Genomic DNA, 26,569 nt, shown 5'->3' with positions numbered 1-26,569 from the left:
GCACGGTGTTGTCTTTGTGGGAGCGAGCCTGCTCGCGAAAGCACCCTTTCACACACTGAATCACTCTGAACCCTCCCTCATCCCCGGTTGTCGACTAGGCTCTAAGCACTGCTTGATTGGCCTTGTGACGTCTTGTCGAATTTTTTGCCCGCGGGGGCGGGTGCTGCGCCTTTTTTGTCACTCGTCGACTTTTCAAACAGAACCCTGGAGCCTGCCCACTGATTTGAGAGGTGCCCCATGAGTCTGCTGCTCGAACCCTTTACCCTTCGCCAACTGACCCTGCCCAACCGCATCGCCGTGTCACCGATGTGCCAGTACTCCAGCGTCGACGGTCTGGCCAACGACTGGCATCTGGTGCACCTGGGCAGCCGCGCGGTGGGCGGTGCCGGACTGATTTTCACCGAGGCCACGGCGGTCACCGCCGACGGGCGAATCACCGCCGAAGACCTCGGTTTGTGGAACGACGAACAGATCGAACCGCTGCAACGCATCACCCGTTTCATCACGGCTCAGGGCGCGGTTGCTGGCATTCAACTGGCCCACGCCGGGCGCAAGGCCAGCACCCATCGGCCATGGATCGGCAAGCACGGTAGCGTCAAACCGGAGGATGGCGGCTGGACCCCGGTCGGGCCATCGCCGATAGCCTTCGATCCGCAACACACGCAACCGAAACAGCTCGATGAAGCGCAGATCGCCGAAGTGATCCAGGCCTTCGTTGCCGCCGCCAAACGCGCACTGACCGCAGGTTTCAGCGTGGTCGAGGTGCATGCCGCCCACGGTTATCTGCTGCATCAGTTCCTGTCACCGTTGAGCAATCAGCGCCGCGATCAATACGGTGGTTCGTTCGAAAACCGTATTCGGCTGGTCTTGCAAGTCACCGAGGCCGTGCGCGAGGTCTGGCCGCAAGAGTTGCCGGTGTTTGTCCGGGTTTCGGCCACCGATTGGGTCGAAGATGGCTGGAACCCGGATGAAACCGTCGAACTGGCGCGTCGCCTCAAGGCACTGGGCGCGGATCTGATCGATGTCTCGTCTGGTGGTACCGCCGCCAACGCCGAGATTCCCGTAGGGCCGGGGTATCAGACACGCTTCGCCGAACGGGTGCGCAAGGAGTCAGGCATCGCCACCGGCACCGTCGGCATGATTACCGAACCGGCACAGGCTGAGCACATTCTGCGCACCTGTCAGGCTGACATCATCTTTCTCGCCCGCGAACTGCTGCGTGACCCGTACTGGCCGCTGCACGCCGACGATGATCTGGGCGGGCGCAAAGCGGTGTGGCCGGCGCAGTATCAGCGCGCAACCCATCGTGATCAGCCGATCCATGAGTCTGACCTGCGCGATTGATTTCAAAACCGCGTAAGGTCTATAAAACCCGCCATTGAACCGGCGGGTTTTTTCTTGCCCGCCGTTCTGGAATTTCAGGGAAGACAGCCATGTTGATCGAACGAGAACTGAGCGAACACGACTTGCCGTTGCTGGCGCAGATCGACCGCAGTGAGCGGGTCGAGGCGAACTATCGTCTGGAAAACGGTGAGCTGATTCTGTATCCGGTGCATGTCGACATGCGTGGTTGGCCGGAAGGGGAGGCCGAAGAAAACGCATTGGTGCTGGAACAGTGTTTGCGGCGCGGAGGTTGGCTGTATGGCGTTTTCGACGGGCAGGCGCTGGTCGCGGCGGTGGTTGTGGATAACCGGGTTATCCACAACCAGGGGCTGAGCATGCGGCAATTGACGTTTCTGCACATCAGCCGCGATTACCGCGGGCAGGGACTGGGGGCGAAGTTATTCGCGCTGGCCTGTGAGCAGGGGCGGCGGTTCGGTGCCGAGGCGTTGTATGTCTCAGCCACTGAGTCGCGCAACACTGTGGAGTTTTATCAGCGACAGGGTTGCCGGTTGGTTGATCAACCGGATCCGGAGTTATTCGCTCTGGAACCCCGCGACATCCATTTGTACTGTCCTCTTGGCTGACAACAATCCCTGTAGGAGCTGCCGGAGGCTGCGATCTTTTGACGTTGACGGGGCATGAACAAGATCAAAAGATCGCAGCCTTCGGCAGCTCCTACAGGGATTCGTTCTGCTCAAAAAAACAATGTAGAGGCCCATGCAGGCGCCTCACAGCATCAAGGATACTTGCGCTTGTCCGGCGCCGGCGGGAAGTACTGGTACAACCAGGTCTCGCTCAGCGTGCGGTCATTGGTGCGGATGAACAGGCGCAGTTCCACCGGATCGACGCTGTCGCTGGTCGGGTACCAGTCGAACAGGATCCGGTAACCCTTGATGTCATCGAGCACCAGCACGCTGAAGTCCTGCACCTTGCCGTTGGAACAGGTGACCACCGGTTCGATCCCGGTGCCCTGCGGCAGGCGATCCAGGCCGCCACCGGTGAAGTCCACGGCAAAGCGCCGTGCCCAGACCGGCGGATAGTGCTCGCCCGGTGCCCAGCCTTCGACGAAGCCCCCCATGCCCGAGCGGGTCGCATGCACCCGCGCCAGCGGTGTGCCAACGGGCGGCAGAGCGCTCCAGTAGAGCTTGTAGCCGTAATTCAGCGAGTCGCCGGCGGCCACCGGCTTCTTCGGGGTCCAGAACGCGACGATGTTATCGAGGGTTTCGCCGGTGGTCGGAATTTCCAGCAGATCGATCGAGCCTTCGCCCCACGCGGTTGTAGGCTCGACCCACAGGCTCGGGCGCTTGCTGTACCAGTCGACAGTGTCCTGATAGTTGGCGAATTCGTGGTCAGTCTGTACCAGACCGAAGCCTTTCGGATCGGTGTCGGCAAACGCGTTGAACTGCAGGGTCGCCGGGTTGTTCAGCGGACGGCAGATCCACTCGCCATTGCCACGCCACATCGCCAAGCGATCGGAGTCGTGGATCTGCGGGTGAATGGTGTCGCACATGCGGCGTTCGTGGGTGCCGCAACTGAACATGCTGGTCATCGGCGCAATGCCCAACTGTTCGATGGCGGTCCGCGCGTTGATGTGGGCGTCGATCTCCATCACCACGCGCTCGGCCTGGCAATCGATGTCGAAGCGATAGGCGCCAGTCGCACTCGGCGAGTCGAGCAGGGCGTAGACCACAAAACGCGTGGCGTTCTGCTCCGGAGTCTCGAACCAGAACTTGGTGAAGTCAGGAAATTCTTCGCGCTTTTTCGCGTAGGTGTCGATGGCCAGACCACGCGCGGAGAGGCCATATTGGCCAGTGGCATCCACCGCACGGAAGTAGCTGGCGCCGAGGAACGACACCACGTCGTGACGATCCAGCTCCGGCGCCTTGAACAGCTTGAAGCCGGCAAAGCCCAGGTCGCCCTTGAGCTGCTGGGTATCGACCGAGGTGTTCTCGTAGTTGAACAGCGTCGGGCGGAAATGCACTTCGCGCGCGGTGCGGGTCTTCGGATCGACGCTGTACATGCGCACTGGCTGGCGGAAACCCATGCCAACGTGGAAGAACTGCACGTCCAGCTGACCTTTGTTTTCCTTCCACAGCGAATGGTCGCCGTCGTAGCGGATCGCGTTGAAGTTCTGCGGGGTCATGGTCGCCAGGGTCGGCGGCAGCACCTGTTTAGTGTCCTGATAGGCCGAACCGGCCAGTTGCTTGGCCTGACGCTTGAGCGCTTCGAAATCGAAGGCCTGCGCTTCGCCATCAGCGGCGCCACCATTGGCGGCCCAGGCACGGGCGGCCAGCAGGCCGGAAGCCGAGAGACCGGTGTAAGCCGCAATGGCCATCGACGCTTTGAGCAAATTCCTGCGGTGCATAAATACAACCTGTCGTGAGCAATCCCGCGCCGTTCCTGGCACGTGCTGGATCAGAAATTACGGTTCGGACAAGCCTTCGGCCAAACGCAACGGACTATAAACAGATGCCGGCTAGCTTAAACGGTTCGCTCGCCGAGCAAAATTCGTTGATACACGATGACAGCGTGTCAATGAAACAAGACATGTCGGTTAAACGTCCTACGGCACTTACTGATTTACAGGGCATATCTGCTTTTTTCGACTAATTACTCTAAAAATCGCTTTTCAGCGCCGATTAAATTTCTATTCTATGGGCATGGCCGGTGCGACCGGCAGGGCACAGGCGCTGCTGTAAGGGGCAGGGCGATGTGGTGATCAAGCAATTCTTCGACGTATCAGAGAAGGACATCGTCCATGGCAAAAATACAAGGCATCGCCGAAATGCTCGGCATCTTTCCCTGCCTGAGCAGCGGACGCAGAAGGCGTCGATTGAGTTCTGAAGAGCTGAAGCTGGTGGAGCGTTATCGCGAGTTGTCGGAGAGTGACCGGATTGCGATGCGCTATCTGGTGGATGCGATGCGCAGTGTTTCGCGGTTTTAACGCTGGGATTGCGATCGTGAAAGCCATTTGGCTTTTACGGTCGCCAAGTCAATCAACTTGCCTGCGTCGGCATCAGCGATGCCGACTTTTTTTGCTTCCTGGCGCATGGCTACGCTGATTTGATTTAGGTAACACTCTGCGAAGAACTCATCGCTTGGGATAACTTCCAGAACGTGGGGCATTTCAGTGATTGGCAATCTCATCTGCAAAACAACTCGTCTAGAGGTTTAAACGCTGGACCTGTGGCGAGGGAGCTTGATACCGCTGGACTGCGTAGCAGTCGCCTGCTTTTTGTCGAGGAACCGCTGCGCGACCTAGCGGCAGCAAGCTCCCTCGCCGCAGGTTTTCTTATTGGATGGACTTCAGCTACACGTTCCCAAAACCGGATACGGTCGCTGGCCGTGCATCAATTCAGGCACATCCCGCCATTTGACCCACGCCTGCTGTTGCCAGTGCAGCAACGGCACGGTAACGCCCGCCCAATGCATCGAACTCAGGCTCGGTTGGTTTTCCACAGGGCTTGATTGAATTTCGCGCAGCATCGGAATGACCTCATGGCTCAGCCATTGGCGCAGGTTGCGGTTTTCCGGGACGAAGTGGTGGACAAGCAGGGCGTATAGGCCGGACTCGCTGACTATCGCGCAATCGACGATTTCCCCGTCCTTGCGCAGGAGGACATTGCGACGCTGGTCGGGATCGAGTTTCAGCGTGAGGCGTTCGTTTAGCGGGTAGCCCATCAAGCGACCGAGACCCTGAACACAAAACCAGGCTTCATGGTTTTGCATGAACGCATGGAGGAAGTGGTTGTGGCGGGTGAAGACGGTGGGGGTGAAGTGAGGAACGTTTTCAGAGGTGTTTTTGATTTGTTTAGGCATTTGTCGACTCCAATATTCAGAATAGAGCCGCCACTCAAATGAGCGCGGTTGCGCCATGTTGATTTTGTTCCGGCTTCGACACCGGGCTGCTGATTTCACAGCCGGAAAGAAGACTATCTCCCGGATGCTCTCCGCGCCAAGTCTGCGCTATCGACACTAACTGTAGGAAACGGAGCTTTTTCAGGAGGGCTGCGTCTGTAGGAGATGCCTGTTTTTGCACTGGCGCCAGTGAAACGACCCCTAACCAGTGTTTTTTCCGCTATTTGTTTGAATCTCGCGCATCGCTACAGATGCTCGGCCCTTGGTTTCAGGGCTCAAAAGATTGTTATGAATACTGGAGAATTCAATGAAGGTATCCCTCAAACAGATCAATGGACCTTGGGATCAGGGCTGGGTGCTGGACAAACACATGGTAAGTAGTACCTTTCTTGGCAACGATGATCGCGGGCATCCATGCTTCGATAACCAGCGCACCGAGATTGGCGAAGCGACCTACCAGCTCAAATACCAGAAGGATTGGACTCAGGTCGGCCCACTTGCCCAAGCGGTAGCGACAAATGTGTTCCCAAAACTGGATCAGGTCGGATTTGTAGTACCTATGCCTGCTTCAAATATTCGTCAGCGACAACCGGTAACCGAGGTTGCCCTGGCGTTGGGACAAATTACTGGGCTGCCGGTTTTCTCTGATTTGCTTCGGAAAGCGGCCACTGGAAAATCGCTCAAGGATTTGCACTCCAAAGCAGACAAGGTTGCTGCGATTGGAGACAGTTTCAGCGTCAATGACGAAATCACCACGGATGGGCGCTGGAATGTTTTGGTTGTAGATGATCTGTTTGATAGCGGGGCGTCGATGGACGCGGCCTGCGCTGTTTTGCGTAAATATCCCAAGGTAGGGAAGATTTACGTAGCGGCGCTAACTTGGAAGTGAACTCAATGACGACTGTATTTATTGCTGGCTCTATCAACATCAAGAACCTTGATCCGAAGGTTAAAGAGCGTATCAATAATATCGTTGCGTCCGATTTTGAGGTGGTGGTGGGTGATGCGGGGGGGGCCGACACTTCCATTCAGGAGTATCTGCTGAGTCTTGAGCGATCCAGAACCACGGTGTTCTGCAGCGGTTCGGCACCGAGGAATAACCTTGGGAAATGGCCCGCCAGAACAGTCGACTCCAAACACTCCAAAGGGTCGAGAGCCTTCTTCACCGAAAAAGACGTGGTGATGGCTGAAGCGGCTGATTACGGCTTGATGATCTGGGATGCAAAGAGCACCGGTACGCTCAGCAACGTCATTGAACTGTTATCGAGAAAGAAGAAGTCGCTTGTCTTCGTCAACAAGGAAAAGGAATTCAAAGTGGTCGGAGACGTCAGTCAGCTCGAAGAGTTGATTGCATTCATGTCCGATCACGCCAGGCAAAAAGCCAATGAAAAAATCAGGTTGTTCGATCGTATTTCCTTGCTGAAGCACGATCAGGCAGAGCTTTCTTTTTGATGTTTTTTCTCGGCCTTCCTGAACCCCGGCACCTTGTCGGTGCCGGGATGGCAGGTTCTTAGCGACTCACCTTCCACGCATCCCCAGCCGGCGCCTTCCCATGGTCATACGGCTTGCCGATCCACATATAAATCAACCCCAGTCCAATCACGATCGCCGTGCTCAGCACCATCGCGTAGTTGATGTACCACGCGGCATCCGGCGTGCGTGGCCAAGCCATGTTGATGATTGCTCCGACGCCGTACACCAGCGCGCCGATGTTCACTGGCCAGCCCCACGCGCCGAGGGTGAATTTGCCGCTCGGATTCCAGCCTTTCATCCGCGCATACAAAGCGGCCAGCACGATCATCTGGAACGCGAGGTAGATGCCGATGGCGGCGAAGCTGACGATGGTGGCCACGGCGTCCTGCAGGAAGAAACCGAGGGCGATGATCAGGGCGGGCAGGACGCCGGACACGAACAGCGCGGCAACCGGTACTTGGGTTGTAGGAGAAATCTTTTTCAGCAGTCGGCTGCCGATCACCATTTCATCGCGAGCGTAGGAGTACAGCAGACGGCTGGCTGCTGCCTGCAAGCTGATGACGCAGGAGATGAAGGAAATCATTACCACGCCCATCACCACTTTCGAGCCGATCGGGCCGAAGGCGTTATTGAGGATGGTGGTGACCGGGTCTTTGTCAGTGCCGTTGATCACCGCTTGCATGTCCGGCACGGCGAGGATCAGCGCCAGGCAGGCGAACATCGCGGCGATGCCGCCGATGTAGATGGTCATGCGCATGGCCACCGGGATTTTTGCGCTGGGGTTCGGGGTTTCCTCGGCGACGTCGCCGCAGGCTTCGAAACCGTAGTAGAGGAACATCCCTGCCAGCGAAGCGGTAAGGAATGCCGGCAGGTACGAGCCGTCAACGCTGATGTCGAAGGTGTTGAACAGCACGCTCAGCGGCTGATGACGTTCGAAAACCAGCAGGTAGACGCCGACGATCACCGCGCCGACCAGCTCGCAGAGGAAGCCGAACATGGCGATCCGCGCCAGCACTTGGGTGCCGCTCAGATTGACCAGCGTGGCGAACAGTGTCAGCACCAGCGCGATGACGATATTGGTGTTGTTGCTCGGCTCAAACCCGAGCATCGCCGCCAGATACGGCCCGGCACCGACAGCCACTGCCGCAATGGTCACGCACAGGGCGATGGAGTAGATCCAGCCGACCATCCATGCCCATTTCTTGCCAACCAGGCGCCGCGCCCATGGATAGACGCCGCCGGAAATCGGGAACTGCGACACCACTTCGCCGAAGATCAGGCACACCAGCAGCTGGCCGCAACCGACCAGCAGGTAAGCCCAGAACATCGGGGGGCCGCCGGCGGCGAGGCACAGGCCGAACAGGGTATAAACCCCTACGACCGGTGACAGATAAGTGAAGCCCAGCGCGAAGTTTTCCCACAGGCTCATGCTGCGGTTGAAGTTCGAGGTGTAGCCCAGTTTGCGCAGTTGTTCGGCATCGCTGTCGGCAACGCCGGCCGAGAATTCGGGTGAGGCACTCATGTGTGTTTGCTCCGTGAAATCGGCAGATTTCGGATGGCCGAGGCCTTGGCGGGGCTTTGTGAGCGCCGCCCGGGTCGGTAGTTATTGTTTTGGAGTCCTGATGGTGCGTAATGCCGGTTTCCTTCCTGAAACCGAGGTGACTCCTTCGCGAGCAGGCTCGCTCCCACAGGTGGAACGCATTTCAATTAATGTGGGAGCGAGCCTGCTCGCGAAGCTTTTGACCTTAGTGCTTGAACATCACATGCCGAACCGTGGTGTAGTCCTCCAGCCCGTACATGGACATGTCCTTGCCGTAGCCGGACAATTTCTGACCGCCGTGAGGCATTTCGCTCACGAGCATGAAGTGTGTGTTGACCCAGGTGCAGCCGTACTGCAACCGCGCGGACAAGCGATGCGCGCGTCCGACGTCCGCCGTCCACACCGAGGAGGCGAGGCCGTAGTCGGAATCGTTGGCCCACTCCAGCGCCTGCGCTTCATCGGTGAACTTGGTTACCGACACCACCGGCCCGAATACTTCACGGCGAACGATTTCGTCATCCTGCTGCGCGTCGGCCAGCACCGTCGGTTCGAAGAAGAAGCCGTTGCCTTCCACAGCCTTGCCGCCGGTGATCAAGCGAATGTGTGGCTGCGCCACGGCACGTTCGACAAAACCAGCGACGCGGTCGCGATGTTGCGCAGTGATCAACGGCCCAAGCTCAGTCGACGGATCTTCCTGCAAGCCATACTTGATGCTGCTGACCGCCGCGCCGAGCTTCTCGACGAATTTTTCGTAAATGCCCTGCTGCGCGTAGATCCGGCACGCGGCGGTGCAGTCCTGTCCGGCGTTGTAGAAACCAAAGGTGCGAATACCTTCCACCGCGGCATCGATGTCGGCGTCGTCGAAGATGATCACCGGCGCCTTGCCGCCCAGTTCCATGTGCATGCGTTTGACGCTGTCGGCGGTGCTGGAAATGATGTTCGAGCCTGTGGCAATCGAGCCGGTCAGCGAGACCATGCGCACTTTCGGATGCGTGACCAACGGGCTGCCGACGGTAGGACCGCGACCGAACACCAGATTGAGTACACCGGCCGGGAAGATGTCCGACGCCAGTTCGGCCAGACGCAACGCGGTCAGCGGGGTTTGTTCCGACGGCTTGAGCACCACGGTATTACCGGCGGCGAGGGCCGGAGCGATTTTCCAGGCGACCATCATCAGCGGGTAGTTCCACGGCGCAATCGAGGCGATCACGCCCACCGGGTCGCGGCGAATCATTGAGGTGTGGCCGGGCAAGTATTCGCCACCGGCCGAACCGCTCATGCAACGGCTGGCGCCGGCGAAGAAACGGAACACGTCGGCAATCGCCGGAATCTCGTCATTCAGCGCGGCGCTGTAGGGCTTGCCGCAGTTGTCGGATTCGAGTTTAGCCAGTTCCTCGCCATGGGCTTCGATGGCGTCAGCGAGTTTGAGCAGCAGCAGCGAACGGTCTTTCGGCGTGGTTTGCGACCACTCGGCGAATGCGTTATCGGCGGCGCGCACGGCGGCATCGACCTGGGCCTCGCTGGCTTCGTTGATTTCCACCAGTACGCTGCCAAGCGCCGGGTTGAGCACCGGTTGCGCCGGGCCTTCGCCGTTGACCAGGTGGCCGTTGATCAAGAGTCTGGTTTGCATGGTTTTGTCCTCGTTAACACTTTTATTGTTCTGTCGAAACCGGATTGAAACTGTGGGAGCGAGCCTGCTCGCGAAAGCGCTGTGTCAGTCAACATCAATGTTGGATGTGACGGCCTCTTCGCGAGCAGGCTCGCTCCCACAGAGGGATTTTGGTGTCTGTCAGATATTCATTTGCCGCCACTGCCCGCGACACTCTCGCCACCCCGGGTCAGGTAATACGCGCCTAGGATCGGCAGCATGGTCACCATCATCACCAGCATCGCGACGACGTTGGTCACCGGCACATCCCGAGGACGGCTGAGTTGATTGAGCAACCACAGCGGCAACGTGCGCTCATGCCCGGCGGTAAACGTGGTGACGATGATTTCATCGAACGACAGCGCAAACGCGAGCATGCCGCCGGCCAGCAGCGCCGAGCCAAGGTTCGGCAGGATGATGTAGCGAAAGGTCTGCCAGCCATCGGCACCGAGGTCCATCGAGGCCTCGATCAGACTGTGCGAAGTGCGGCGCAGGCGGGCGATGACGTTGTTGTAGACGATCACCACGCAGAACGTCGCGTGACCAACGATGATGGTGAACATCCCCGGCTCGATCCCCAGCGTCTTGAACGTCGCCAGCAGCGCGATCCCGGTGATGATCCCCGGCAACGCAATCGGCAGAATCAGCATCAGCGAAATACCCTGCTTGCCGAAGAAGTCCCGGCGGTACAACGCGGCTGAAGCCAGCGTACCGAGCACCATCGCGATCAACGTGGCGATAGCGGCAATCTGCAGCGAGAGCTTGATCGCCTCCAGCACGTCCGGCCGCGAAAACGCCACGCTGAACCAGTGCAGGGTGAAACCTTTTGGCGGAAAACTGAACGCCGCTTCCTCGGTGTTGAAGGCGTAAAGGAAGATGATCAGGATCGGGAAGTGCAGAAACACCAACCCGCCCCAGGCTGCGATGCGCAGACCGAGAGAGGCTTTTTCAGAGTGCATCGAAGGCCCCCAGTCGTTTGACGATGGACAGGTAAATGGCGATCAACACAATCGGCACCAGCGTGAACGCCGCCGCCATGGGCATGTTGCCGATCGCGCCTTGCTGCGCATACACCATGCTGCCAACGAAGTAGCCCGGCGGGCCGACCAGTTGCGGCACGATGAAGTCGCCCAGGGTCAGGGAAAAAGTGAAGATCGAACCGGCAGCAATACCCGGCACCGACAGCGGCAGAATCACCTGCATGAAGGTCTGGCGCGGCTTGGCCCCGAGGTCGGCGGAGGCCTGCAGCAGCGACGGCGGCAGACGCTCCAGCGAGGCCTGAATCGGCAGGATCATGAACGGCAACCAGATATAGACAAAGACCATGAAGCGTCCCAGATGCGAGGTCGACAAGGTGCTGCCGCCGACGCCGGGAATCCCCAGAATGAACTGCAGGACCGGCTCCAGTCCCAGATGCTGCACGAACCACTGCGCCACACCGCCCTTGGCCAGCAGCAACGTCCACGCATAGGCCTTGACGATGTAACTGGCCCACATCGGCAGCATCACCGCGATGTAGAAAAACGCCTTGGTCTTGCCCGTGGTGTAGCGCGCCATGTAATAGGCAATCGGGAACGCGACGATGGCGCTGGCGATCGACACGACGATGGCCATGCTCAGCGTGCGCAGGATGATGTCGAAGTTCGACGGCTGGAACAGCGCGGCAAAATTCGCCAGGGTCAGGTCGGGGGTGACCGCCATGGTGAAGTCGTCGAAGGTGTAGAAACCCTGCCACAACAGCACCAGCAGCGAGCCGAGGTAGATCACGCCAAACCACAGCAACGGCGGCACCAGCAGCAGCGACAGATAAAGATTCGGCTTGCGATAGAGCAGGTTGGAAAACCGCCGCAACGGCGGTGCTTGAGTCATTGCGAGCGTGCTCATCTCACACCCCGCTCGAAACAGTGTCGTGCAGTGGGATCATCGCTTCCCGCGCCCAGCGTGCGTGCAGGCGCTGGCCGGTCTGGTGCTGCGCGCTGCTGTCGATCCACTGATTGTTGGCGTGACTGATGCTCAGGGTCTGGCCGTTTTCCAGGGTCAGTTCATAGCGCGTCGCGCTGCCCTGATACTGGATGTCATGCAGCACGCCACTGACTTCGATTTCGTGGCTGGCCAGCGGGCCGTCGGCGAAGCGCACGTGCTCGGGGCGAATCGAAAACGGCTGCGGATGGCCGCTGAGCTGGCGCGCCAGATCGCCGCGAATCACATTGGAAGTGCCGACGAATTCGGCGACGAAGGTGGTGGTCGGTTTCATGTACAGATTGCGCGGGGTGTCGACCTGTTCGATGCGGCCCTTGTTGAACACCGCCACGCGATCGGACATCGACAGCGCCTCGGTCTGGTCGTGAGTGACGAAGATGAAAGTGATGCCGAGCTGGCGTTGCAGCTTCTTCAGTTCGCTCTGCATCTGCTCGCGCAGTTTCAGGTCGAGGGCGCCGAGCGGCTCGTCGAGCAGCAGCACGCGCGGGCGATTGACCAAGGCGCGGGCGAGGGCGACACGCTGGCGCTGACCGCCGGACAACTGCACCGGTTTGCGTGCGCCATAACCACCGAGCGCGACCATGTCCAACGCCTCTTCGGCGCGCTTGTGGCGCTCGGTTTTACTCACGCCTTTGACCTTCAAGCCGTAGGCGACGTTGTCCAGCACGTTCATGTGCGGGAACAGCGCGTAGTCCTGGAAGACGGTGTTTACATCACGTTGATACGGCGGCAGACCGGCCGCTTCAGCGCCGTGGATGCGGATCGAGCCGGCGCTCGGTTGTTCAAACCCGGCGATCAGGCGCAGGCAGGTGGTTTTGCCCGAGCCGGATGGGCCGAGCATGGAAAAGAACTCGCCGTCCTGGATATCGATGGAAACCCGGTCAACGGCCTTCACCTCGCCGAACTGCCGGGAAACGTTGGTGAACTGGACTGCAAGCGTCATGGTGCGGTGCTCCAAAAAGGCGCGGGCCGTCGCAGCGGCCCTGCCTGGACTTCTGAAAAAGCTGAATCTTGTTTCTTTTGTGGCGAGGGAGCTTGCTCCCGCTGGAGTGCGCAGCACTCCCAAATTGGCCACATGCGATTTGCCTGGCAGACCGCATTGACAGGTCTTGGGGCGGCTTCGCCACCCAGCGGGAGCAAGCTCCCTCGCCACAGGTGAGCGGCGTGTCAGCGGCCGCCCATGATCGCGATGTAGTCCTGGGTCCAGCGGCTATAAGGCACGAACTTGCCGCCTTCAGCCTGCGGGGTTTTCCAGAAAGCGATCTTGTCGAACTGGTCGAAGCCATTGGTCTTGCAACCCTCGGCGCCGAGCAATTCGCTCTCCTTGCACGCCGCCGGCACGGCTGGCAACGAACCAAACCACGCCGCCACGTCACCCTGGACTTTCGGCTGCAGCGACCAGTCCATCCACTTGTAAGCGCAGTTCGGGTGCTTGGCCTCGGCGTGCAGCATGGTGGTGTCGGCCCAACCGGTGGCGCCTTCTTTCGGGATGGTCGAGGCAATCGGCTGTTTCTCATTGATCAGGCCGTTGACCTGATACGGCCAGGCACTCGACGCCACCACGCCTTCGTTCTTGAAGTCGCTCATCTGTACCGTGGTGTCGTGCCAGTAGCGGTGGATCAAAGGCTGCTGCGCACGCAACAGATCGAGCACCGCTTTGTACTGTGCTTCGGTCAATTGATACGGATCCTTGATCCCCAGCTCAGGCTTGGCGGTTTTCAGGTACAGCGCCGCATCGGCGATGTAGATCGGCCCGTCATAGGCCTGCACGCGACCCTTGTTCGGCTTGCCGTCGGGGAAGTTCTGCGCGTCGAACAGCACATTCCAGCTGGTCGGCGGCGTCTTGAACACGTTGGTGTTGTACATCAGCACGTTCGGGCCCCACTGATACGGGGTGCCGTAGGTCTGCTTGTTGACCACGTACCATGGCGCATCTTTCAGGCGTGGATCGAGGGTGTTCCAGTTCGGGATCAACGCGGTGTTGATCGGTTGCACGCGTTTGCCGACGATCAAGCGCAATGACGCATCACCGGACGCGGTGACCAGGTCGTAACCACCCTTGGCCATCAGGCTGACCATTTCGTCGGAGGTGGCGGCAGTCTTCACATTGACCTTGCAGCCGGTTTCTTTTTCGAAACCGGTGACCCAGTCGTAAGCCTTGTCACTCTCGCCACGTTCGATGTAACCGGGCCAGGCCACGATATCCAGCTGACCCTCGCCGGCGCCGACGGCCTTCAGCGGCTCGGCGGCTTGCAGACTGGCACTGGCCAACAGGGCCGTGGTGATTGCACTGAGCAGTGCGGTCTTGTGCACGAACATGGTTGAACCCTCTTCTTTAAATTATGGTCGGGGCAGTTGTGAACGCGGTGAAGCATGCCGTTGATGGCTTGTTATTAGCGTAGTCAGAGATGCTGGCCGTGGCGGGCCATGATGTGCCGCACCACGCTGTAGTCCTGCAGCGAATCACTGGACAAGTCTTTGCCGTATCCGGAGCGTTTCAGTCCGCCGTGGGGCATTTCGCTGACCAGCATGAAATGGCTGTTGATCCAGGTGCAGCCGTACTGCAAACGGGCGGCGACCTGCATTGCCTTGTCCAGATTCTGCGTCCACACCGACGAGGCGAGGCCGTATTCGGAGTCGTTGGCCCAGTCCACCGCTTGTGCGAGTTCGTCGAAGCGGGTCACGGTCACCACCGGGCCAAACACTTCGCGCTGAACGATTTCATCCGTTTGTTTGCAACCGGCCAGCAGCGTCGGCTGGTAAAAGAACCCGGCGCCGGAATGCACCGCCGCGCCGGTCACGCGCTCGATGTGCGGCTGGCCGAGGGCGCGCTCGACGAAACTGGCCACGCGGTCGCGCTGGCGGGTGCTGATCAGCGGGCCGATCTCGTTGTCGGCATCGCGCTTGCCGGCGAAGCGCAGGCTGCTGACTGCCGCACCCAGTTCGGCAACCAGTTTGTCGTGAATCCCGGCCTGCGCGTAGATGCGGCACGCGGCGGTGCAGTCCTGAACGGCGTTGTAGTAACCGTAGGTGCGCACGCCGTCGACCACGGCTTGCAGGTCGGCGTCGTTGCAGACGATCACCGGGGCTTTGCCGCCGAGTTCCAGATGCGTGCGCTTGAGGGTCTTTGCAGCGGCTTGAAGGATTTTCTGCCCGGTGACGATATCGCCGGTCAGCGAGACCATGCGCACCTTGGCGTGGCCGACCAGATGGCTGCCGACGCCTTCGCCACCGCCGCAGATGATGTTGATCACCCCGCGCGGCAGGATCTCGGCCAGTGCTGGCGCCAGCGCGAGGATCGACAATGGTGTGTGTTCCGAGGGTTTGAACACCAGCGTATTGCCGGCGGCGAGGGCCGGGGCGATTTTCCACGCGGCCATCATGATCGGGTAGTTCCACGGCGCAATCGACGCCACCACGCCAATCGGATCGCGGCGCACCATGCTGGTGTAGCCCGGCAGGTACTCGCCGCTGAGCTGGCCGGTCTGGCAGCGTACGGCACCGGCAAAGAAGCGGAACACATCGACGGTCGCAGTCAGATCGTCCTGCCGCGCCAGATGAAGCGGCTTGCCGCAGTTCAGCGCTTCGAGGCGGGCGAGGTGATCGGCGTGTTTTTCGACGGCGTTGGCGATGTCCAGCAGCAGACTGGAACGTTGTTGCGGCGTGGTGCGCGACCATTCGGCAAAGGCGCGGTGGGCGGCGAGAATCGCGGTTTCGACCTGCTCGGTGCTGGCCTCGGCGATGTGCGTGAGAGTTTCACCGGTGGCCGGGTTGAGGATCGGTTCGACAAAACCCTGCCCGGCGACCAGTTCGCCGTCGATCAGCAACGCGGTACACATCGAGGTCTGCACGCCAGCCATTTTCCGCGATCTCTTTTCTTGTGTGGTCATTGGGGCTCCCGTACCGGGGAACCGACCGTCTTATAGATGCAGCAAGACTAGTGCGCGGCTCCGAGGTCGACAAATTCTAAATACTGAAGGTGGCATTCGATTAAATAGATGGCTTGCGTCCGCCGTGCGGTTGCTCGCGGGCCACGGTCAGGAATGGATCGACCAGAGCGGGGCGCGCTGTCCCACGGCGCCAGGCCAGACCGACGTCGAGGGTCTGGTTGAGGTCGGCAATCGGCCGCGCTTCGATGATGTCGCCCTCCAGTGACCACGGGCGGTACGTCATGTCCGGCTGGATCGACACGCCCAGGCCCGCTGCGACAAGGCTTCGCACGGCTTCGGTGGATGCCGTGCGCAGGGTGATCTTCGGTTGCAGCCCGGCGCCGCGCCACAGGCGCTGGGCATTGCGATCCATCTCGTCGACGTTCAGTTGAATCAGCGGTTCGCGGGCAACATCGGCGAGGTTGATACTGTCGTGCTCCAGCAGCGGATGCTGGGCCGGCAGCCACAGACGGTGCGGCGAGTGAGTCAGCACTTCGGTTTGCAAGGCGTGGCGGTCTTCGAGGTTGGACAGGATCAGCACGCCGACATCGATCTCGCCGCTGACCAGCAAATGTTCGATGTACGGCCGCTCGTCCTCCATCACCCGGATCTCGACATTGGGATAGGCGCGCTGAAAACGGGTGAGCAAATCGGCGAGGTAATAACCGGCCACCAGACTGGTCACGCCGACAATCAACTGCCCGGCCACTTGGTCGGTGCTTTGTTGCAGGCTGCGCTTGGCGTTATCCACCGTTGCCAGAATCAGATGCGCCTGGCGCAGGAATTGATGACCCTGATGAGTCAAGGTCATACCCTTGGCGTGACGGTTGAACAGGCTGACGCCGATTTCCTCTTCCAGTTGCTGAATCGCCAGCGTCAGGGTCGACTGGGATATGAACGCGGTTTGCGCGGCGGCGGAGATCGAGCCGGTCTCGGCCACCGCGATGAAGTGACGGATCTGACGCAGGGTCATCATGAGAAGGGTACCCGGTGGGCGGTTTTTATCGATTGGCCCGAGTGTATATCGATTTTCACGAAGGGCCTGCGCCTGCTGAGCAACATCTGGAAGCACACTCGCAGGCCGGGCCAGGGCACTTTCGAACTAGGCTGAGGGCCTGATAGATCCGGATAACCCCTGTTTTGGAGGCGGAACATGAACACCCGTGGATTGCTCGACCAACTACTCAAATCCGGCCAGGATCTGTTGCAGAACAAGGCCGGCGGCGCGCAGAACAAACCGGCGGCTGGCGGCCTGGGCGGTTTGCTGGGTGGGTCTTCAGGCTCAGGGGCGCTGGGCGGTCTGCTGTCGGGAGCCGGCGGTGGTGCGCTGGCGGCCGGGGCGATGGGGCTGCTTCTCGGCAACAAGAAAGTGCGCAAGGTCGGCGGCAAGGTCGCGATCTACGGCGGCCTCGCGGCGCTGGGTGTGCTGGCGTACAAGGCCTACGGCAACTGGAACGCGCAAAAAGGCACCGCCCCACAAACCGAACCGCAAACCCTCGACCGCTTGCCACCGGCGCAGGCCGAGCAACACAGCCAGGCCATTCTCAAAGCACTGGTCGCCGCCGCAAAGGCTGATGGCCATATCGATGATCGCGAGCGCCAATTGATCGAAGGCGAATTCACCAAACTCGACAACGATCAGGAACTGCAACACTGGCTGCACGCCGAACTCAACAAACCCCTCGACCCAAGCGACGTCGCCCGCGCCGCGAGTACGCCGGAGATGGCGGCGGAAATGTACATCGCCAGCGTGATGCTGGTGGATGAGGAGAGCTTTATGGAAAAGGCGTATCTGGAGGAACTGGCCAAGCAACTGAAGCTGGAGCCGGGGTTGAAGGTGGAGTTGGAGAAACAGGTGCGCCAGGCATCGCAATAGAGCTGCCGGAATACGCGGTACTTATGTAGGAGCTGCGGTACGCTGCGATCTTTTGATTTTCAAAGCCAACATCAAAAGATCGCAGCGTACCGCAGCTCCTACAGGTTTTGGGCCAGGCACCGAAGCCTGCTCGCGATTGCGTTTCCAGCCTCACAACAACAGCAATGGCCGATCCATCGCCCCTTTTTGCCGTTCCATCACTGGCACGTCAGCCCCGGATTGTCGGACAGTCCCACCCCAGAGCCTTCCCGCCAACCACGTCGGGCCGGCCCGAGGGTTAAAAAGCGTCTTATAAATGAAACACTGCCCTCGGCTATACTCCCCGCATTTCGACTTAGGCACGAGGAATCACTGTGAAGAACTGGACGTTGCGCCAACGCATTTTGGCGAGCTTTGCGGTGATTATCGCCATCATGTTGCTGATGGTGGTTGTTTCGTATTCCCGCCTGCTGAAAATCGAAGCCAGTGAAAGCAGCGTGCGTGATGACGCCGTTCCCGGCGTCTATTACAGCTCGATGATTCGCGGTGCGTGGGTTGACAGTTACCTGCAGACCCAGGAACTGCTCGGCCTCAAGGAAGGGCAGGGTATCAGCAGTGAAGATGCGGCGGACTACAAGGCGTTCGAGACGCGCCTGCAGGAGCAAATGGCCAACTACCGCAGCACCGTCACCACCGACGAAGACCGGGTCGAGTTCGCTGCGTTCGAGAAGGATCACGACACCTACATGCAGATTCAGGATCAGGTACTCGATCTGCACAAGCGCAATCTCGAAGCCGAGGCCGTCAAGCTGTTCACCGAGAAGCTGACCCCGGCCTGGTACACCGGTCGCATGAAACTCAATGACATCATCGGCGAGAACAAGCGGGTCGCCGATCAGGCCATGGCCAACATCGATGAGGCGGTAGCGGCGGCCAAGGTCAGCATGTTTGTCTCGCTGCTGGTGGCCGTGCTGGCGGCAGGTGCCTGTGGCCTGCTGCTGATGCGCGCAATCATGGCGCCGATGAACCGCATCGTGAAGATCCTCGAAATCATGCGCACCGGTGATTTGAGCAGCCGTCTTAATCTGGATCGCAAGGACGAGTTCGGCGCGGTGGAAACCGGCTTCAACGACATGATGACCGAGCTGACCTCGCTGGTGTCTCAGGCCCAGCGTTCCTCGGTGCAGGTGACCACCTCGGTGACCGAGATCGCCGCTACGTCGAAGCAGCAACAGGCCACCGCCACCGAAACCGCCGCCACCACCACCGAAATTGGCGCGACCTCGCGGGAAATCGCTGCCACCTCGCGGGATCTGGTGCGCACCATGACCGAAGTGTCCACCGCCGCCGATCAGGCCTCGGTGCTCGCCGGGTCCGGCCAGCAAGGCCTGGCGCGCATGGAAGACACCATGCACTCGGTGATGGGCGCGGCTGACCTGGTCAACGCCAAACTGGCGATCCTCAACGAGAAGGCCGGCAACATCAATCAGGTGGTGGTGACCATCGTCAAGGTCGCCGACCAGACCAACCTGCTGTCGCTCAACGCCGCCATCGAGGCCGAGAAGGCCGGTGAGTACGGCCGTGGTTTTGCCGTGGTCGCCACCGAAGTGCGGCGTCTGGCGGATCAGACCGCCGTCGCCACGTACGACATTGAACAGATGGTCCGCGAGATCCAGTCGGCGGTGTCTGCCGGTGTGATGGGCATGGACAAGTTCTCCGAAGAAGTGCGTCGGGGCATGGCCGAAGTGCAGCAGGTCGGCGAGCAACTGTCGCAGATCATCCATCAGGTGCAGGCGCTGGCGCCGCGGGTGTTGATGGTCAACGAAGGCATGCAGGCCCAGGCCACCGGTGCCGAACAGATCAACCATGCGCTGGTGCAGTTGGGCGACGCCAGCAGCCAGACCGTCGAGTCGTTGCGTCAGGCCAGTTTCGCCATCGACGAACTGAGCCAGGTGGCCGTCGGGCTGCGCAGTGGCGTTTCGCGATTCAAAGTCTGATGAGCGAAATCACCGCCAAACGCAGCGCTGCGCCGGTGGCCAGACAGGCGCTGTTTCTGCTGTTTCGCATTGGCAGCGAGCGTTACGCCCTGCGCGCCACCGAGGTCGCGGAAGTGTTGCCGCGTCTGCCGTTGAAGCCGATCGCCCAGGCGCCGAAGTGGGTGGCCGGGGTGTTCGCCTATCGCGGTGCGGTGGTGCCGGCCATCGACCTCAGTGCGCTGACCTTCGGCCACCCGGCCGAGGCGCGCACCAGCACCCGGCTGGTGCTGGTGCATTACCGCCCGGATGAACGGCAGCCGTCACACTGGCTCGGACTGATACTCGAACAGGCGACCGATACCCTGCGCTGCAATCCCGAGGATTTTCAGCCGTATGGTCTGGACAATCGTCAGGCGCCGTACCTCGGCCCGGTGCGCGAAGATGCCCAGGGCCTGGTGCAGTGGGTGCGGGTCAACGATTTGCTGGATGACGCCGTGCGCAGCCTGCTCTTTCCCGCGCCGCATGAGACGCCGTCATGAGCAGCGATCAGCGTTTTTTCGATTTTCTCAAGGAACGTATCGGTCTGGATGTCACGTCGGTCGGGCCTGCGATCATCGAGCGCGCGGTGCGCCAACGCACCACGCTCTCGCAAGCGGCGCACAGCGATGAATACTGGCAACTGCTGCAAGGTTCGCGGGATGAACAGCAAGCGTTGATCGAAGCGGTGATCGTCCCCGAAACCTGGTTTTTCCGTTACCCGGAATCCTTCGCCACCCTCGGCAAGCTGGCGCGCAAGCGTCTGGACGAATTGAACAACATGCGCGCGCTGCGCATCCTCAGCCTGCCGTGTTCGACCGGCGAGGAACCCTATTCGATTGCCATGGCCTTGCTCGATGCCGGACTCAAGCCCCATCAGTTCAAGGTCGATGGCATGGATGTCAGCCCGCTGTCGGTGGACAAGGCGCGGCGCGGGCTGTACGGCAAAAACTCGTTTCGGGGTCAGGATCTGGACTTTCGCGAGCGTCATTTCACCGCCGAACAGGACGGCCATCGAGTCAGCGACGCCGTGCGCGAACAGGTGCGCCTGCAGGCCGGCAATGTGCTGGATCCGACGCTGCTGGCGGGTGAGCCGCCGTTCGATTTCGTGTTCTGCCGCAACCTGTTGATCTATTTCGACCAGCCGACCCAGAAGCAGGTGTTCGAAGTGCTCAAGCGTCTGACTCACGTGGATGGCGTGCTGTTCATCGGCCCGGCCGAGGGCAGTCTGCTCGGGCGTCTGGGCATGCGCTCGATTGGCATACCGCAGTCGTTTGCCTTCAGTCGACAAAACGATCCGGTACCGCAACCGCTGTCGCTGCCGACTCCGCCACCATTGCCCGTGCGCCAACCGCTGCGCACGCCGCCGCCACCCGTGCGCCCGCGTCCGTTTGCCAACGTTGCACCGTTGCCCGTCAGCAGCAAAAGCGTCAAGCCGGACGCGGCGACCTTGCTCGCCAACATCGCTGCGCTGGCCAACGAAGGCAAAAGCGCCGAGGCCCGTGCGGCGTGCGAGCAGTACCTGCGCAGTCACGAACCGGTGGCGCAGGTGTTTTACTGGCTCGGCCTGCTCAGTGACGTGGCCGGCGCCACCCTCGAAGCCCAGAGCCATTACCGCAAGGCCTTGTACCTTGAGCCGCAACACCCCGAAGCCTTGATGCACCTGGCTGCGTTGCTGCAGGCCCAGGGCGACAGCGCCGGTGCCAGACGATTGCAGGAACGCGCCGCCCGCAGCGGCCGCACCGCCGACAGTGAGCGTAAACGATGATCCCGTCCGACACCTTGAACGTCACCCACGAAGACGCGCGGGCCATCGATGATTGCTGGAACCGCATCGGCATTCACGGCGACAAGTCCTGCCCGTTGCTGACCGAGCATATTCACTGCCGCAATTGCGCGGTGTATTCCGCTGCCGCCACGCGTCTGCTCGACCGCTATGCGTTGCAGCAGGATGAGCGCGACCCGGTCGCCGTGGCGGTCGAAAGCGATGTGAAAACCCGTTCGCTGCTGATGTTCCGCCTTGGCGAAGAGTGGCTGGGGCTGGCCACTCGCAGTCTGGTGGAAGTCGCTCCGCTGCAGGCGATCCACTCGTTGCCACACCAGCGCTCGCGGGCCTTGCTCGGTGTGGCGAACGTGCGCGGGGCGTTGGTGGCGTGCCTGTCGCTGGTCGAGTTGCTCGATCTGGATGGCAACGCCGCACCAGCCACGGGCGCACGGATCATGCCGCGCATGTTGATCATCGCCGCCCACGGTGGGCCGGTGGTGGTGCCGGTGGATGAGGTCGACGGCATCCACGCCATCGACGAACGCATTCTCGACGCTGCGTCGCGTGCCGGTGCTGAACACAACAGCACGGCCAGCGCCAAATACACTCGGGGCGTCCTGCAATACCGCGGGCGCAGCTTGCGTTGGCTGGATGAAGAACAGTTGCTGTCCGCCGTGACCCGGAGCCTCACATGACCCCCGAGCAAATGCGCGACGCCTCGCTGCTGGAACTGTTCAGCCTCGAAGCCGAGGCCCAGACCCAGGTGCTGAGCAGCGGGCTGCTGGCGCTGGAGCGTAATCCGACCCAGGCCGACTATCTGGAATCGTGCATGCGTGCGGCGCACTCGCTCAAGGGCGCGGCGCGGATCGTCGGCATCGACAACGGTGTCAGCGTCGCCCACGTGATGGAAGATTGTCTGGTCAGCGCTCAGGAAAAGCGGCTGTTGCTGCGCCCCGAGCACATCGATGCGTTGTTGCAGGGCACCGATCTGTTGATGCGTATCGCCACACCGGCCAATGCCCCGCAAGCGCCGGACATTGAGGCGTATGTGGCGTTGATGGGCCGCCTGCTCGATCCTTCGACACCGCCCGCCGTGGCGTCGCCGCCCATGGCCGAATTGCAGATGCAGGCACCGTCTGCGCCGATTGAAACGCCACCGCCAGCGCCCATGCCGGCGGTTGATACAGCGCCGGAAACCTCCGACCCGGCGCCGCGCAAGAACAAACGCACCACCGAAGGTGGCGAGCGCGTGCTGCGGGTCACTGCCGAGCGTCTGAACAGCCTGCTCGACCTGTCGAGTAAGTCACTGGTCGAAACCCAGCGCCTCAAGCCGCATCTGGCGACCATGCAGCGTCTCAAACGCATGCAGAATAATGGCCTGCGGGCACTGGAAAGCCTCAACGTGCATCTCAAGGAACAGGCGCTGAGCCTCGAAGCCCAGGAAGCCCTTGAAGATGCGCGGCGCCTGCTGGCCGAGTCTCAGCAATTGCTCGCGGAAAAGAACGCCGAGCTCGACGAATTCGCCTGGCAGGCCAGCCAGCGCGCACAAGTGCTCTACGACACCGCGCTGGCCTGCCGCATGCGCCCGTTTGCCGACGTGCTCACCGGTCAGGTGCGCATGGTTCGGGATCTGGGGCGCAGTCTTGGCAAACAGGTGCGGCTGGAAATCGAAGGCGAGAAGACGCAGGTCGACCGCGACGTACTGGAAAAACTCGAAGCGCCGCTGACTCATCTGCTGCGCAACGCGGTCGACCACGGCATCGAAACCCCGGAACAACGCCTGCTCAAGGGCAAGTCCGAAGAGGGCCTGATCCGCCTGCGTGCTTCGCATCAGGCCGGTTTGCTGGTGCTCGAACTGAGTGACGACGGCAATGGTGTCGACCTGGAAAAGGTCCGCCGCAGTATCGTCGAACGCCAATTGTCACCGGCCGAAACCGCCGCACAATTGAGCGAAGAAGAGTTGCTGACGTTCCTGTTCCTGCCGGGTTTCAGCCTGCGCGACACCGTCACCGAAGTGTCGGGGCGTGGCGTCGGCCTCGACGCGGTGCAGCACATGGTGCGGCAGCTGCGCGGCGCGGTGGTGCTGGAGCAGACGGCGGGCGAGGGCAGCCGCTTTCATCTGGAAGTGCCGCTGACTCTGTCCGTGGTGCGCAGTCTGGTGGTGGAAGTCGGCGAGGAGGCTTATGCGTTTCCGCTGGCGCACATCGAGCGCATGTGTGATCTGGAGCCACAGGACATCGTACAGATCGAGGGCCGTCAGCATTTCTGGCATGAAGGCCGACACGTCGGGCTGGTCGCCGCCAGTCAGTTGCTGAATCGTCCGGCCAGTCAGAGCAGCGGCGAAACCCTCAAGGTCGTGGTGATCCGCGAGCGCGATGCGGTCTATGGCGTGGCGGTCGAACGTTTTGTCGGCGAGCGCACCCTGGTGGTGCTGCCGCTGGATGAACGGCTGGGCAAGGTGCAGGACATCTCCGCCGGGGCGCTGCTTGACGATGGCTCGGTGGTGCTGATCGTCGATGTCGAGGACATGCTGCGCTCGGTGGACAAACTGCTCAATACCGGGCGCCTGGAACGCATCGCGCGTCACGGCAATCAGGCCGCCGAGGTGGCGCGCAAACGGATTCTGGTGGTCGACGATTCGCTCACGGTGCGCGAGCTGCAGCGCAAGCTGCTACTCAATCGCGGCTACGACGTGGCTGTCGCGGTAGATGGCATGGACGGCTGGAACGCGCTGCGTTCGGAGGACTTCGATTTGCTGATCACCGACATCGACATGCCGCGCATGGACGGCATCGAGCTGGTTACGTTGCTGCGCCGTGATACCCGTCTGCAATCGCTACCGGTGATGGTGGTCTCGTACAAGGACCGTGAAGAGGACCGCCGTCGTGGACTGGATGCGGGCGCCGACTATTATTTAGCCAAGGCCAGTTTTCATGACGACGCCCTGCTCGATGCAGTGGTTGAGCTCATTGGAGGAGCGCGGGCATGAAAATCGCAATCGTCAACGACATGCCACTGGCGGTGGAGGCTTTGCGCCGTGCGCTGGCCTTCGAGCCGGCGCATCAAGTGGTCTGGGTGGCCGGCAACGGCGCCGAGGCCGTGCGTCTGTGCGCCGAAAACACCCCGGATCTGATCCTGATGGACCTGATCATGCCGGTCATGGACGGTGTCGAGGCCACGCGACGGATCATGGCCGAAACCCCGTGCGCGATCGTCATCGTTACGGTTGACCGCCAGCAGAACGTGCATCGGGTGTTCGAGGCCATGGGCCACGGTGCGCTGGATGTGGTCGATACCCCGGCCCTGGGGGCCGGTAATGCGCAGGAAGCGGCGGCGCCGTTGCTGCGCAAGATCCTCAATATCGGCTGGCTGATCGGCGAGAAAACCCCGCGTTCGCGTCCGGTGCCGACACCGCACCGCAGTTCGGCGTCGTGCAAGCGGCTGGTGGCGATCGGCTCCTCTGCCGGCGGACCGGCAGCGCTGGAAGTATTGCTCAAAGGCCTGCCACGCAATTTTTCGGCGGCGATTGTGCTGGTGCAGCACGTCGATCAGGTGTTTGCCGCGGGCATGGCCGAATGGCTGGCCAGCGCCAGTGGCCTGGACGTGCGCCTGGCCCGCGAAGGCGAGCCACCACAGGCCGGCGCGGTGCTGCTGGCTGGCACCAATCACCATATTCGCTTATTGAAAAACGGCACGCTGGCCTACACCGCCGAGCCGGTCAACGAGATCTACCGACCCTCGATCGACGTCTTCTTCGAAAGTGTCGCCAACTATTGGAACGGTGATGCCATCGGGGTTTTATTGACCGGAATGGGACGCGACGGGGCGCAAGGGCTTAAGCTCATGCGCCAGCAGGGATACCTGACCATCGCGCAGGATCAGCAAAGCAGTGCGGTGTACGGCATGCCCAAGGCCGCAGCGGCGATCGATGCAGCCGTCGAAATCCGTCCACTGGAAAAGATAGCGCCACGATTGCTGGAGGTTTTCCCCAAATGAACAGCGTTTTCCGCAATCCTGGCCCCCGTAGTACTCAGGTGACCGCCCATGAATGATTTACAGATCGACGACATTAAAACCGACGAGAACGCCGCCATGGTGTTGTTGGTGGACGATCAGGCGATGATCGGCGAAGCCGTGCGCCGTGGGCTGTCGAACGAAGAGAACATCGACTTCCACTTCTGTTCCGACCCGCACCAGGCCATCGCCCAGGCGGTCCGGATCAAGCCGACGGTGATTTTGCAGGACCTGGTGATGCCCGGCCTCGACGGCCTGAGCCTGGTGCGCGAATACCGCAATCACCCGGCGACCAAGGACATCCCGATCATTGTGCTGTCGACCAAGGAAGATCCGCTGATCAAGAGCGCGGCGTTCTCCGCCGGGGCCAACGATTATCTGGTGAAACTGCCGGACACCATCGAGCTGGTGGCGCGCATTCGCTATCACTCGCGCTCCTACATGACCCTGCTGCAGCGGGATGCGGCGTACCGTGCGTTGCGCGTCAGCCAGCAGCAGTTGCTCGACACCAACCTGGTGCTGCAACGGCTGATGAACTCCGACGGCCTGACCGGGCTGTCCAACCGCCGGCACTTCGACGAGTACCTGGAGCTGGAGTGGCGCCGCTCGTTGCGCGATCAGAGCCAGTTGTCGTTGCTGATGATCGACGTCGATTACTTCAAGTCCTACAACGACAGCTTTGGCCATGTCGAAGGCGATGAGGCGCTGCGCAAGGTCGCCACGGCGATCCGCGACGCCAGCGCGCGACCGTCGGATCTGCCGGCACGCTACGGCGGTGAAGAGTTCGCGCTGGTACTGCCGAACACCTCGCCGGGCGGTGCCCGGCTGGTGGCAGAGAAACTGCGCCAGACCGTGGCGGCGCTGAAGATTCCGCACAACACCCCGAGCGAAGGGTCGAGCCTGACCATCAGCATCGGCCTGGCGACCATGGTGCCGCAGGCGGGCAGCGACTGCCGGTTGCTGATTTCGGCGGCGGATCGTGGGTTGTATCAGGCGAAAAACAATGGCCGTAACCAGGTAGGTATCGAGTAACCCACGCAAGCCCCCTGTGGGAGCGAGCCTGCTCGCGAAAGCGGCCGCACGGGCGACATTGATGTTGTCTGATGCACCGT

General features: G+C 61.0%; 24 protein-coding genes. 13 read left to right on the top strand and 11 right to left on the bottom strand.

From position 1 onward, the window contains the following. The first annotated feature begins 237 nt into the window (after positions 1-237). Together ACM6HV_RS22775 and ACM6HV_RS22770 are read left to right on the top strand one after the other, a co-directional pair. A complete protein-coding gene (locus tag ACM6HV_RS22775) occupies positions 238-1,344 on the top strand; it encodes an NADH:flavin oxidoreductase/NADH oxidase (protein ID WP_115986545.1) in 1,107 nt (368 codons plus the stop codon). A gap of 89 nt (positions 1,345-1,433) precedes the next feature. Next, positions 1,434-1,967, top strand: coding sequence for a GNAT family N-acetyltransferase (locus tag ACM6HV_RS22770; RefSeq protein ID WP_414905349.1), 534 nt, complete (start codon positions 1,434-1,436; stop codon positions 1,965-1,967). 152 nt (positions 1,968-2,119) lie between these two features. On the opposite strand, the gene ACM6HV_RS22765 is transcribed toward ACM6HV_RS22770, so the two are convergent. Then, positions 2,120-3,748, bottom strand: a complete 1,629-nt coding sequence (locus ACM6HV_RS22765) for a glucan biosynthesis protein D (protein ID WP_145597587.1) — start codon at positions 3,746-3,748, stop codon at positions 2,120-2,122. A 393-nt stretch (positions 3,749-4,141) separates the two neighbouring features. Here ACM6HV_RS22765 and ACM6HV_RS22760 point away from each other — a divergent pair, with 393 nt between their 5' ends. Next, positions 4,142-4,327 (top strand): hypothetical protein, encoded by a 186-nt coding sequence (locus ACM6HV_RS22760; RefSeq protein ID WP_041063212.1) that lies wholly within the window; start codon positions 4,142-4,144, stop codon positions 4,325-4,327. On the opposite strand, the gene ACM6HV_RS22755 is transcribed toward ACM6HV_RS22760, so the two are convergent. Then, positions 4,324-4,530 carry a hypothetical protein gene (locus ACM6HV_RS22755; RefSeq protein WP_414905348.1) on the bottom strand — a complete coding sequence of 69 codons (207 nt, stop codon included), beginning with the start codon at positions 4,528-4,530 and terminating at the stop codon, positions 4,324-4,326. The two genes, ACM6HV_RS22760 and ACM6HV_RS22755, sit on opposite strands and share 4 nt — an antisense overlap. Before the next feature lie 159 nt (positions 4,531-4,689). After that, positions 4,690-5,202 (bottom strand): Bro-N domain-containing protein, encoded by a 513-nt coding sequence (locus ACM6HV_RS22750; protein ID WP_414905347.1) that lies wholly within the window; start codon positions 5,200-5,202, stop codon positions 4,690-4,692. Between the two features lie 346 nt (positions 5,203-5,548). Here ACM6HV_RS22750 and ACM6HV_RS22745 point away from each other — a divergent pair, with 346 nt between their 5' ends. Together ACM6HV_RS22745 and ACM6HV_RS22740 are read left to right on the top strand one after the other, a co-directional pair. Beyond that, the gene (locus tag ACM6HV_RS22745) at positions 5,549-6,130 is read left to right on the top strand and encodes a ComF family protein (protein ID WP_007967761.1); all 582 of its coding nucleotides are present in this window, start codon (positions 5,549-5,551) and stop codon (positions 6,128-6,130) included. Between the two features lie 5 nt (positions 6,131-6,135). Next, positions 6,136-6,693: a hypothetical protein gene (locus tag ACM6HV_RS22740; RefSeq protein WP_007967760.1), complete on the top strand. Its 558-nt coding sequence runs from the start codon at positions 6,136-6,138 to the stop codon at positions 6,691-6,693. A gap of 58 nt (positions 6,694-6,751) precedes the next feature. Here the strand turns inward: ACM6HV_RS22740 and ACM6HV_RS22735 are convergent, their stop codons facing one another. The 8 genes from ACM6HV_RS22735 to ACM6HV_RS22700 all read right to left on the bottom strand — a co-directional run bounded on the left by ACM6HV_RS22735 (position 6,752) and on the right by ACM6HV_RS22700 (position 16,787). Next, entirely contained in the window at positions 6,752-8,236 is a 1,485-nt protein-coding gene (locus ACM6HV_RS22735; RefSeq protein ID WP_145597591.1) for an amino acid permease, read from the bottom strand. Between the two features lie 223 nt (positions 8,237-8,459). Then, a complete protein-coding gene (locus ACM6HV_RS22730) occupies positions 8,460-9,884 on the bottom strand; it encodes a gamma-aminobutyraldehyde dehydrogenase (RefSeq protein ID WP_414905346.1) in 1,425 nt (474 codons plus the stop codon). 167 nt (positions 9,885-10,051) lie between these two features. Further along, positions 10,052-10,861, bottom strand: a complete 810-nt coding sequence (locus ACM6HV_RS22725; protein ID WP_007967757.1) for an ABC transporter permease — start codon at positions 10,859-10,861, stop codon at positions 10,052-10,054. Then, complete coding sequence (locus tag ACM6HV_RS22720; protein ID WP_414905345.1) at positions 10,851-11,786, bottom strand: ABC transporter permease; 936 nt, start codon at positions 11,784-11,786, stop codon at positions 10,851-10,853. Before ACM6HV_RS22720 ends, ACM6HV_RS22725 begins: the two co-directional genes overlap by 11 nt. 1 nt (position 11,787) lies before the next feature. Next, positions 11,788-12,825 (bottom strand): ABC transporter ATP-binding protein, encoded by a 1,038-nt coding sequence (locus ACM6HV_RS22715; protein WP_414905344.1) that lies wholly within the window; start codon positions 12,823-12,825, stop codon positions 11,788-11,790. A 224-nt stretch (positions 12,826-13,049) separates the two neighbouring features. Continuing rightward, complete coding sequence (gene ydcS / locus ACM6HV_RS22710; protein ID WP_095667415.1) at positions 13,050-14,201, bottom strand: putative ABC transporter substrate-binding protein YdcS; 1,152 nt, start codon at positions 14,199-14,201, stop codon at positions 13,050-13,052. Positions 14,202-14,284: 83 nt separating this feature from the next. Then, positions 14,285-15,772, bottom strand: a complete 1,488-nt coding sequence (locus ACM6HV_RS22705) for a gamma-aminobutyraldehyde dehydrogenase (protein WP_414905343.1) — start codon at positions 15,770-15,772, stop codon at positions 14,285-14,287. 100 nt (positions 15,773-15,872) lie between these two features. Next, the gene (locus ACM6HV_RS22700; protein ID WP_007954670.1) at positions 15,873-16,787 is read right to left on the bottom strand and encodes a LysR family transcriptional regulator; all 915 of its coding nucleotides are present in this window, start codon (positions 16,785-16,787) and stop codon (positions 15,873-15,875) included. Positions 16,788-16,964: 177 nt separating this feature from the next. Here ACM6HV_RS22700 and ACM6HV_RS22695 point away from each other — a divergent pair, with 177 nt between their 5' ends. The 8 genes from ACM6HV_RS22695 (at position 16,965) to ACM6HV_RS22660 (ending at position 26,489) form a co-directional block, all read left to right on the top strand. Beyond that, complete coding sequence (locus tag ACM6HV_RS22695) at positions 16,965-17,687, top strand: tellurite resistance TerB family protein (RefSeq protein ID WP_414905342.1); 723 nt, start codon at positions 16,965-16,967, stop codon at positions 17,685-17,687. A 353-nt stretch (positions 17,688-18,040) separates the two neighbouring features. Next, positions 18,041-19,663: a methyl-accepting chemotaxis protein gene (locus tag ACM6HV_RS22690; RefSeq protein WP_041063242.1), complete on the top strand. Its 1,623-nt coding sequence runs from the start codon at positions 18,041-18,043 to the stop codon at positions 19,661-19,663. Next, entirely contained in the window at positions 19,663-20,181 is a 519-nt protein-coding gene (locus ACM6HV_RS22685; RefSeq protein ID WP_414905341.1) for a chemotaxis protein CheW, read from the top strand. The genes ACM6HV_RS22690 and ACM6HV_RS22685 overlap by 1 nt, the downstream gene beginning before the upstream one ends. Beyond that, positions 20,178-21,446, top strand: a complete 1,269-nt coding sequence (locus ACM6HV_RS22680; protein WP_414905340.1) for a CheR family methyltransferase — start codon at positions 20,178-20,180, stop codon at positions 21,444-21,446. Before ACM6HV_RS22685 ends, ACM6HV_RS22680 begins: the two co-directional genes overlap by 4 nt. Continuing rightward, positions 21,443-22,138, top strand: coding sequence for a chemotaxis protein CheW (locus ACM6HV_RS22675; RefSeq protein WP_145597617.1), 696 nt, complete (start codon positions 21,443-21,445; stop codon positions 22,136-22,138). Before ACM6HV_RS22680 ends, ACM6HV_RS22675 begins: the two co-directional genes overlap by 4 nt. Next, the gene (locus ACM6HV_RS22670) at positions 22,135-24,432 is read left to right on the top strand and encodes a hybrid sensor histidine kinase/response regulator (RefSeq protein WP_414905339.1); all 2,298 of its coding nucleotides are present in this window, start codon (positions 22,135-22,137) and stop codon (positions 24,430-24,432) included. Before ACM6HV_RS22675 ends, ACM6HV_RS22670 begins: the two co-directional genes overlap by 4 nt. Next, positions 24,429-25,439: a chemotaxis response regulator protein-glutamate methylesterase gene (locus ACM6HV_RS22665; RefSeq protein ID WP_041063258.1), complete on the top strand. Its 1,011-nt coding sequence runs from the start codon at positions 24,429-24,431 to the stop codon at positions 25,437-25,439. Before ACM6HV_RS22670 ends, ACM6HV_RS22665 begins: the two co-directional genes overlap by 4 nt. A 48-nt stretch (positions 25,440-25,487) precedes the next feature. Continuing rightward, on the top strand, positions 25,488-26,489 hold the full coding sequence (locus ACM6HV_RS22660; protein ID WP_041063261.1) for a response regulator: 1,002 nt from the start codon (positions 25,488-25,490) through the stop codon (positions 26,487-26,489). Positions 26,490-26,569: the final 80 nt, after the last annotated feature.

The sequence above is a fragment of the Pseudomonas sp. IT-P260 genome, assembly GCF_949768395.1.
Taxonomy (GTDB): Bacteria; Pseudomonadota; Gammaproteobacteria; order Pseudomonadales; family Pseudomonadaceae; genus Aquipseudomonas; species Aquipseudomonas parakoreensis.
The sequence above is the reverse complement of the archived record's forward strand: the minus strand, read 5'-3'. Positions and strand labels throughout refer to the sequence as shown.

Bases quoted from the DNA above. Each gene is read 5' to 3' on its own strand.
- ACM6HV_RS22775 (WP_115986545.1), top strand. From the start codon at position 238: ATGAGTCTGCTGCTCGAACCCTTTACCCTTCGCCAACTGACCCTGCCC.
- ACM6HV_RS22770 (WP_414905349.1), top strand. From the start codon at position 1,434: ATGTTGATCGAACGAGAACTGAGCGAACACGACTTGCCGTTGCTGGCG.
- ACM6HV_RS22765 (WP_145597587.1), bottom strand. From the start codon at position 3,748: ATGCACCGCAGGAATTTGCTCAAAGCGTCGATGGCCATTGCGGCTTAC.
- ACM6HV_RS22760 (WP_041063212.1), top strand. From the start codon at position 4,142: ATGGCAAAAATACAAGGCATCGCCGAAATGCTCGGCATCTTTCCCTGC.
- ACM6HV_RS22755 (WP_414905348.1), bottom strand. From the start codon at position 4,530: ATGAGATTGCCAATCACTGAAATGCCCCACGTTCTGGAAGTTATCCCA.
- ACM6HV_RS22750 (WP_414905347.1), bottom strand. From the start codon at position 5,202: ATGCCTAAACAAATCAAAAACACCTCTGAAAACGTTCCTCACTTCACC.
- ACM6HV_RS22745 (WP_007967761.1), top strand. From the start codon at position 5,549: ATGAAGGTATCCCTCAAACAGATCAATGGACCTTGGGATCAGGGCTGG.
- ACM6HV_RS22740 (WP_007967760.1), top strand. From the start codon at position 6,136: ATGACGACTGTATTTATTGCTGGCTCTATCAACATCAAGAACCTTGAT.
- ACM6HV_RS22735 (WP_145597591.1), bottom strand. From the start codon at position 8,236: ATGAGTGCCTCACCCGAATTCTCGGCCGGCGTTGCCGACAGCGATGCC.
- ACM6HV_RS22730 (WP_414905346.1), bottom strand. From the start codon at position 9,884: ATGCAAACCAGACTCTTGATCAACGGCCACCTGGTCAACGGCGAAGGC.
- ACM6HV_RS22725 (WP_007967757.1), bottom strand. From the start codon at position 10,861: ATGCACTCTGAAAAAGCCTCTCTCGGTCTGCGCATCGCAGCCTGGGGC.
- ACM6HV_RS22720 (WP_414905345.1), bottom strand. From the start codon at position 11,786: ATGAGCACGCTCGCAATGACTCAAGCACCGCCGTTGCGGCGGTTTTCC.
- ACM6HV_RS22715 (WP_414905344.1), bottom strand. From the start codon at position 12,825: ATGACGCTTGCAGTCCAGTTCACCAACGTTTCCCGGCAGTTCGGCGAG.
- ydcS (WP_095667415.1), bottom strand. From the start codon at position 14,201: ATGTTCGTGCACAAGACCGCACTGCTCAGTGCAATCACCACGGCCCTG.
- ACM6HV_RS22705 (WP_414905343.1), bottom strand. From the start codon at position 15,772: ATGACCACACAAGAAAAGAGATCGCGGAAAATGGCTGGCGTGCAGACC.
- ACM6HV_RS22700 (WP_007954670.1), bottom strand. From the start codon at position 16,787: ATGATGACCCTGCGTCAGATCCGTCACTTCATCGCGGTGGCCGAGACC.
- ACM6HV_RS22695 (WP_414905342.1), top strand. From the start codon at position 16,965: ATGAACACCCGTGGATTGCTCGACCAACTACTCAAATCCGGCCAGGAT.
- ACM6HV_RS22685 (WP_414905341.1), top strand. From the start codon at position 19,663: ATGAGCGAAATCACCGCCAAACGCAGCGCTGCGCCGGTGGCCAGACAG.
- ACM6HV_RS22680 (WP_414905340.1), top strand. From the start codon at position 20,178: ATGAGCAGCGATCAGCGTTTTTTCGATTTTCTCAAGGAACGTATCGGT.
- ACM6HV_RS22675 (WP_145597617.1), top strand. From the start codon at position 21,443: ATGATCCCGTCCGACACCTTGAACGTCACCCACGAAGACGCGCGGGCC.
- ACM6HV_RS22670 (WP_414905339.1), top strand. From the start codon at position 22,135: ATGACCCCCGAGCAAATGCGCGACGCCTCGCTGCTGGAACTGTTCAGC.
- ACM6HV_RS22665 (WP_041063258.1), top strand. From the start codon at position 24,429: ATGAAAATCGCAATCGTCAACGACATGCCACTGGCGGTGGAGGCTTTG.
- ACM6HV_RS22660 (WP_041063261.1), top strand. From the start codon at position 25,488: ATGAATGATTTACAGATCGACGACATTAAAACCGACGAGAACGCCGCC.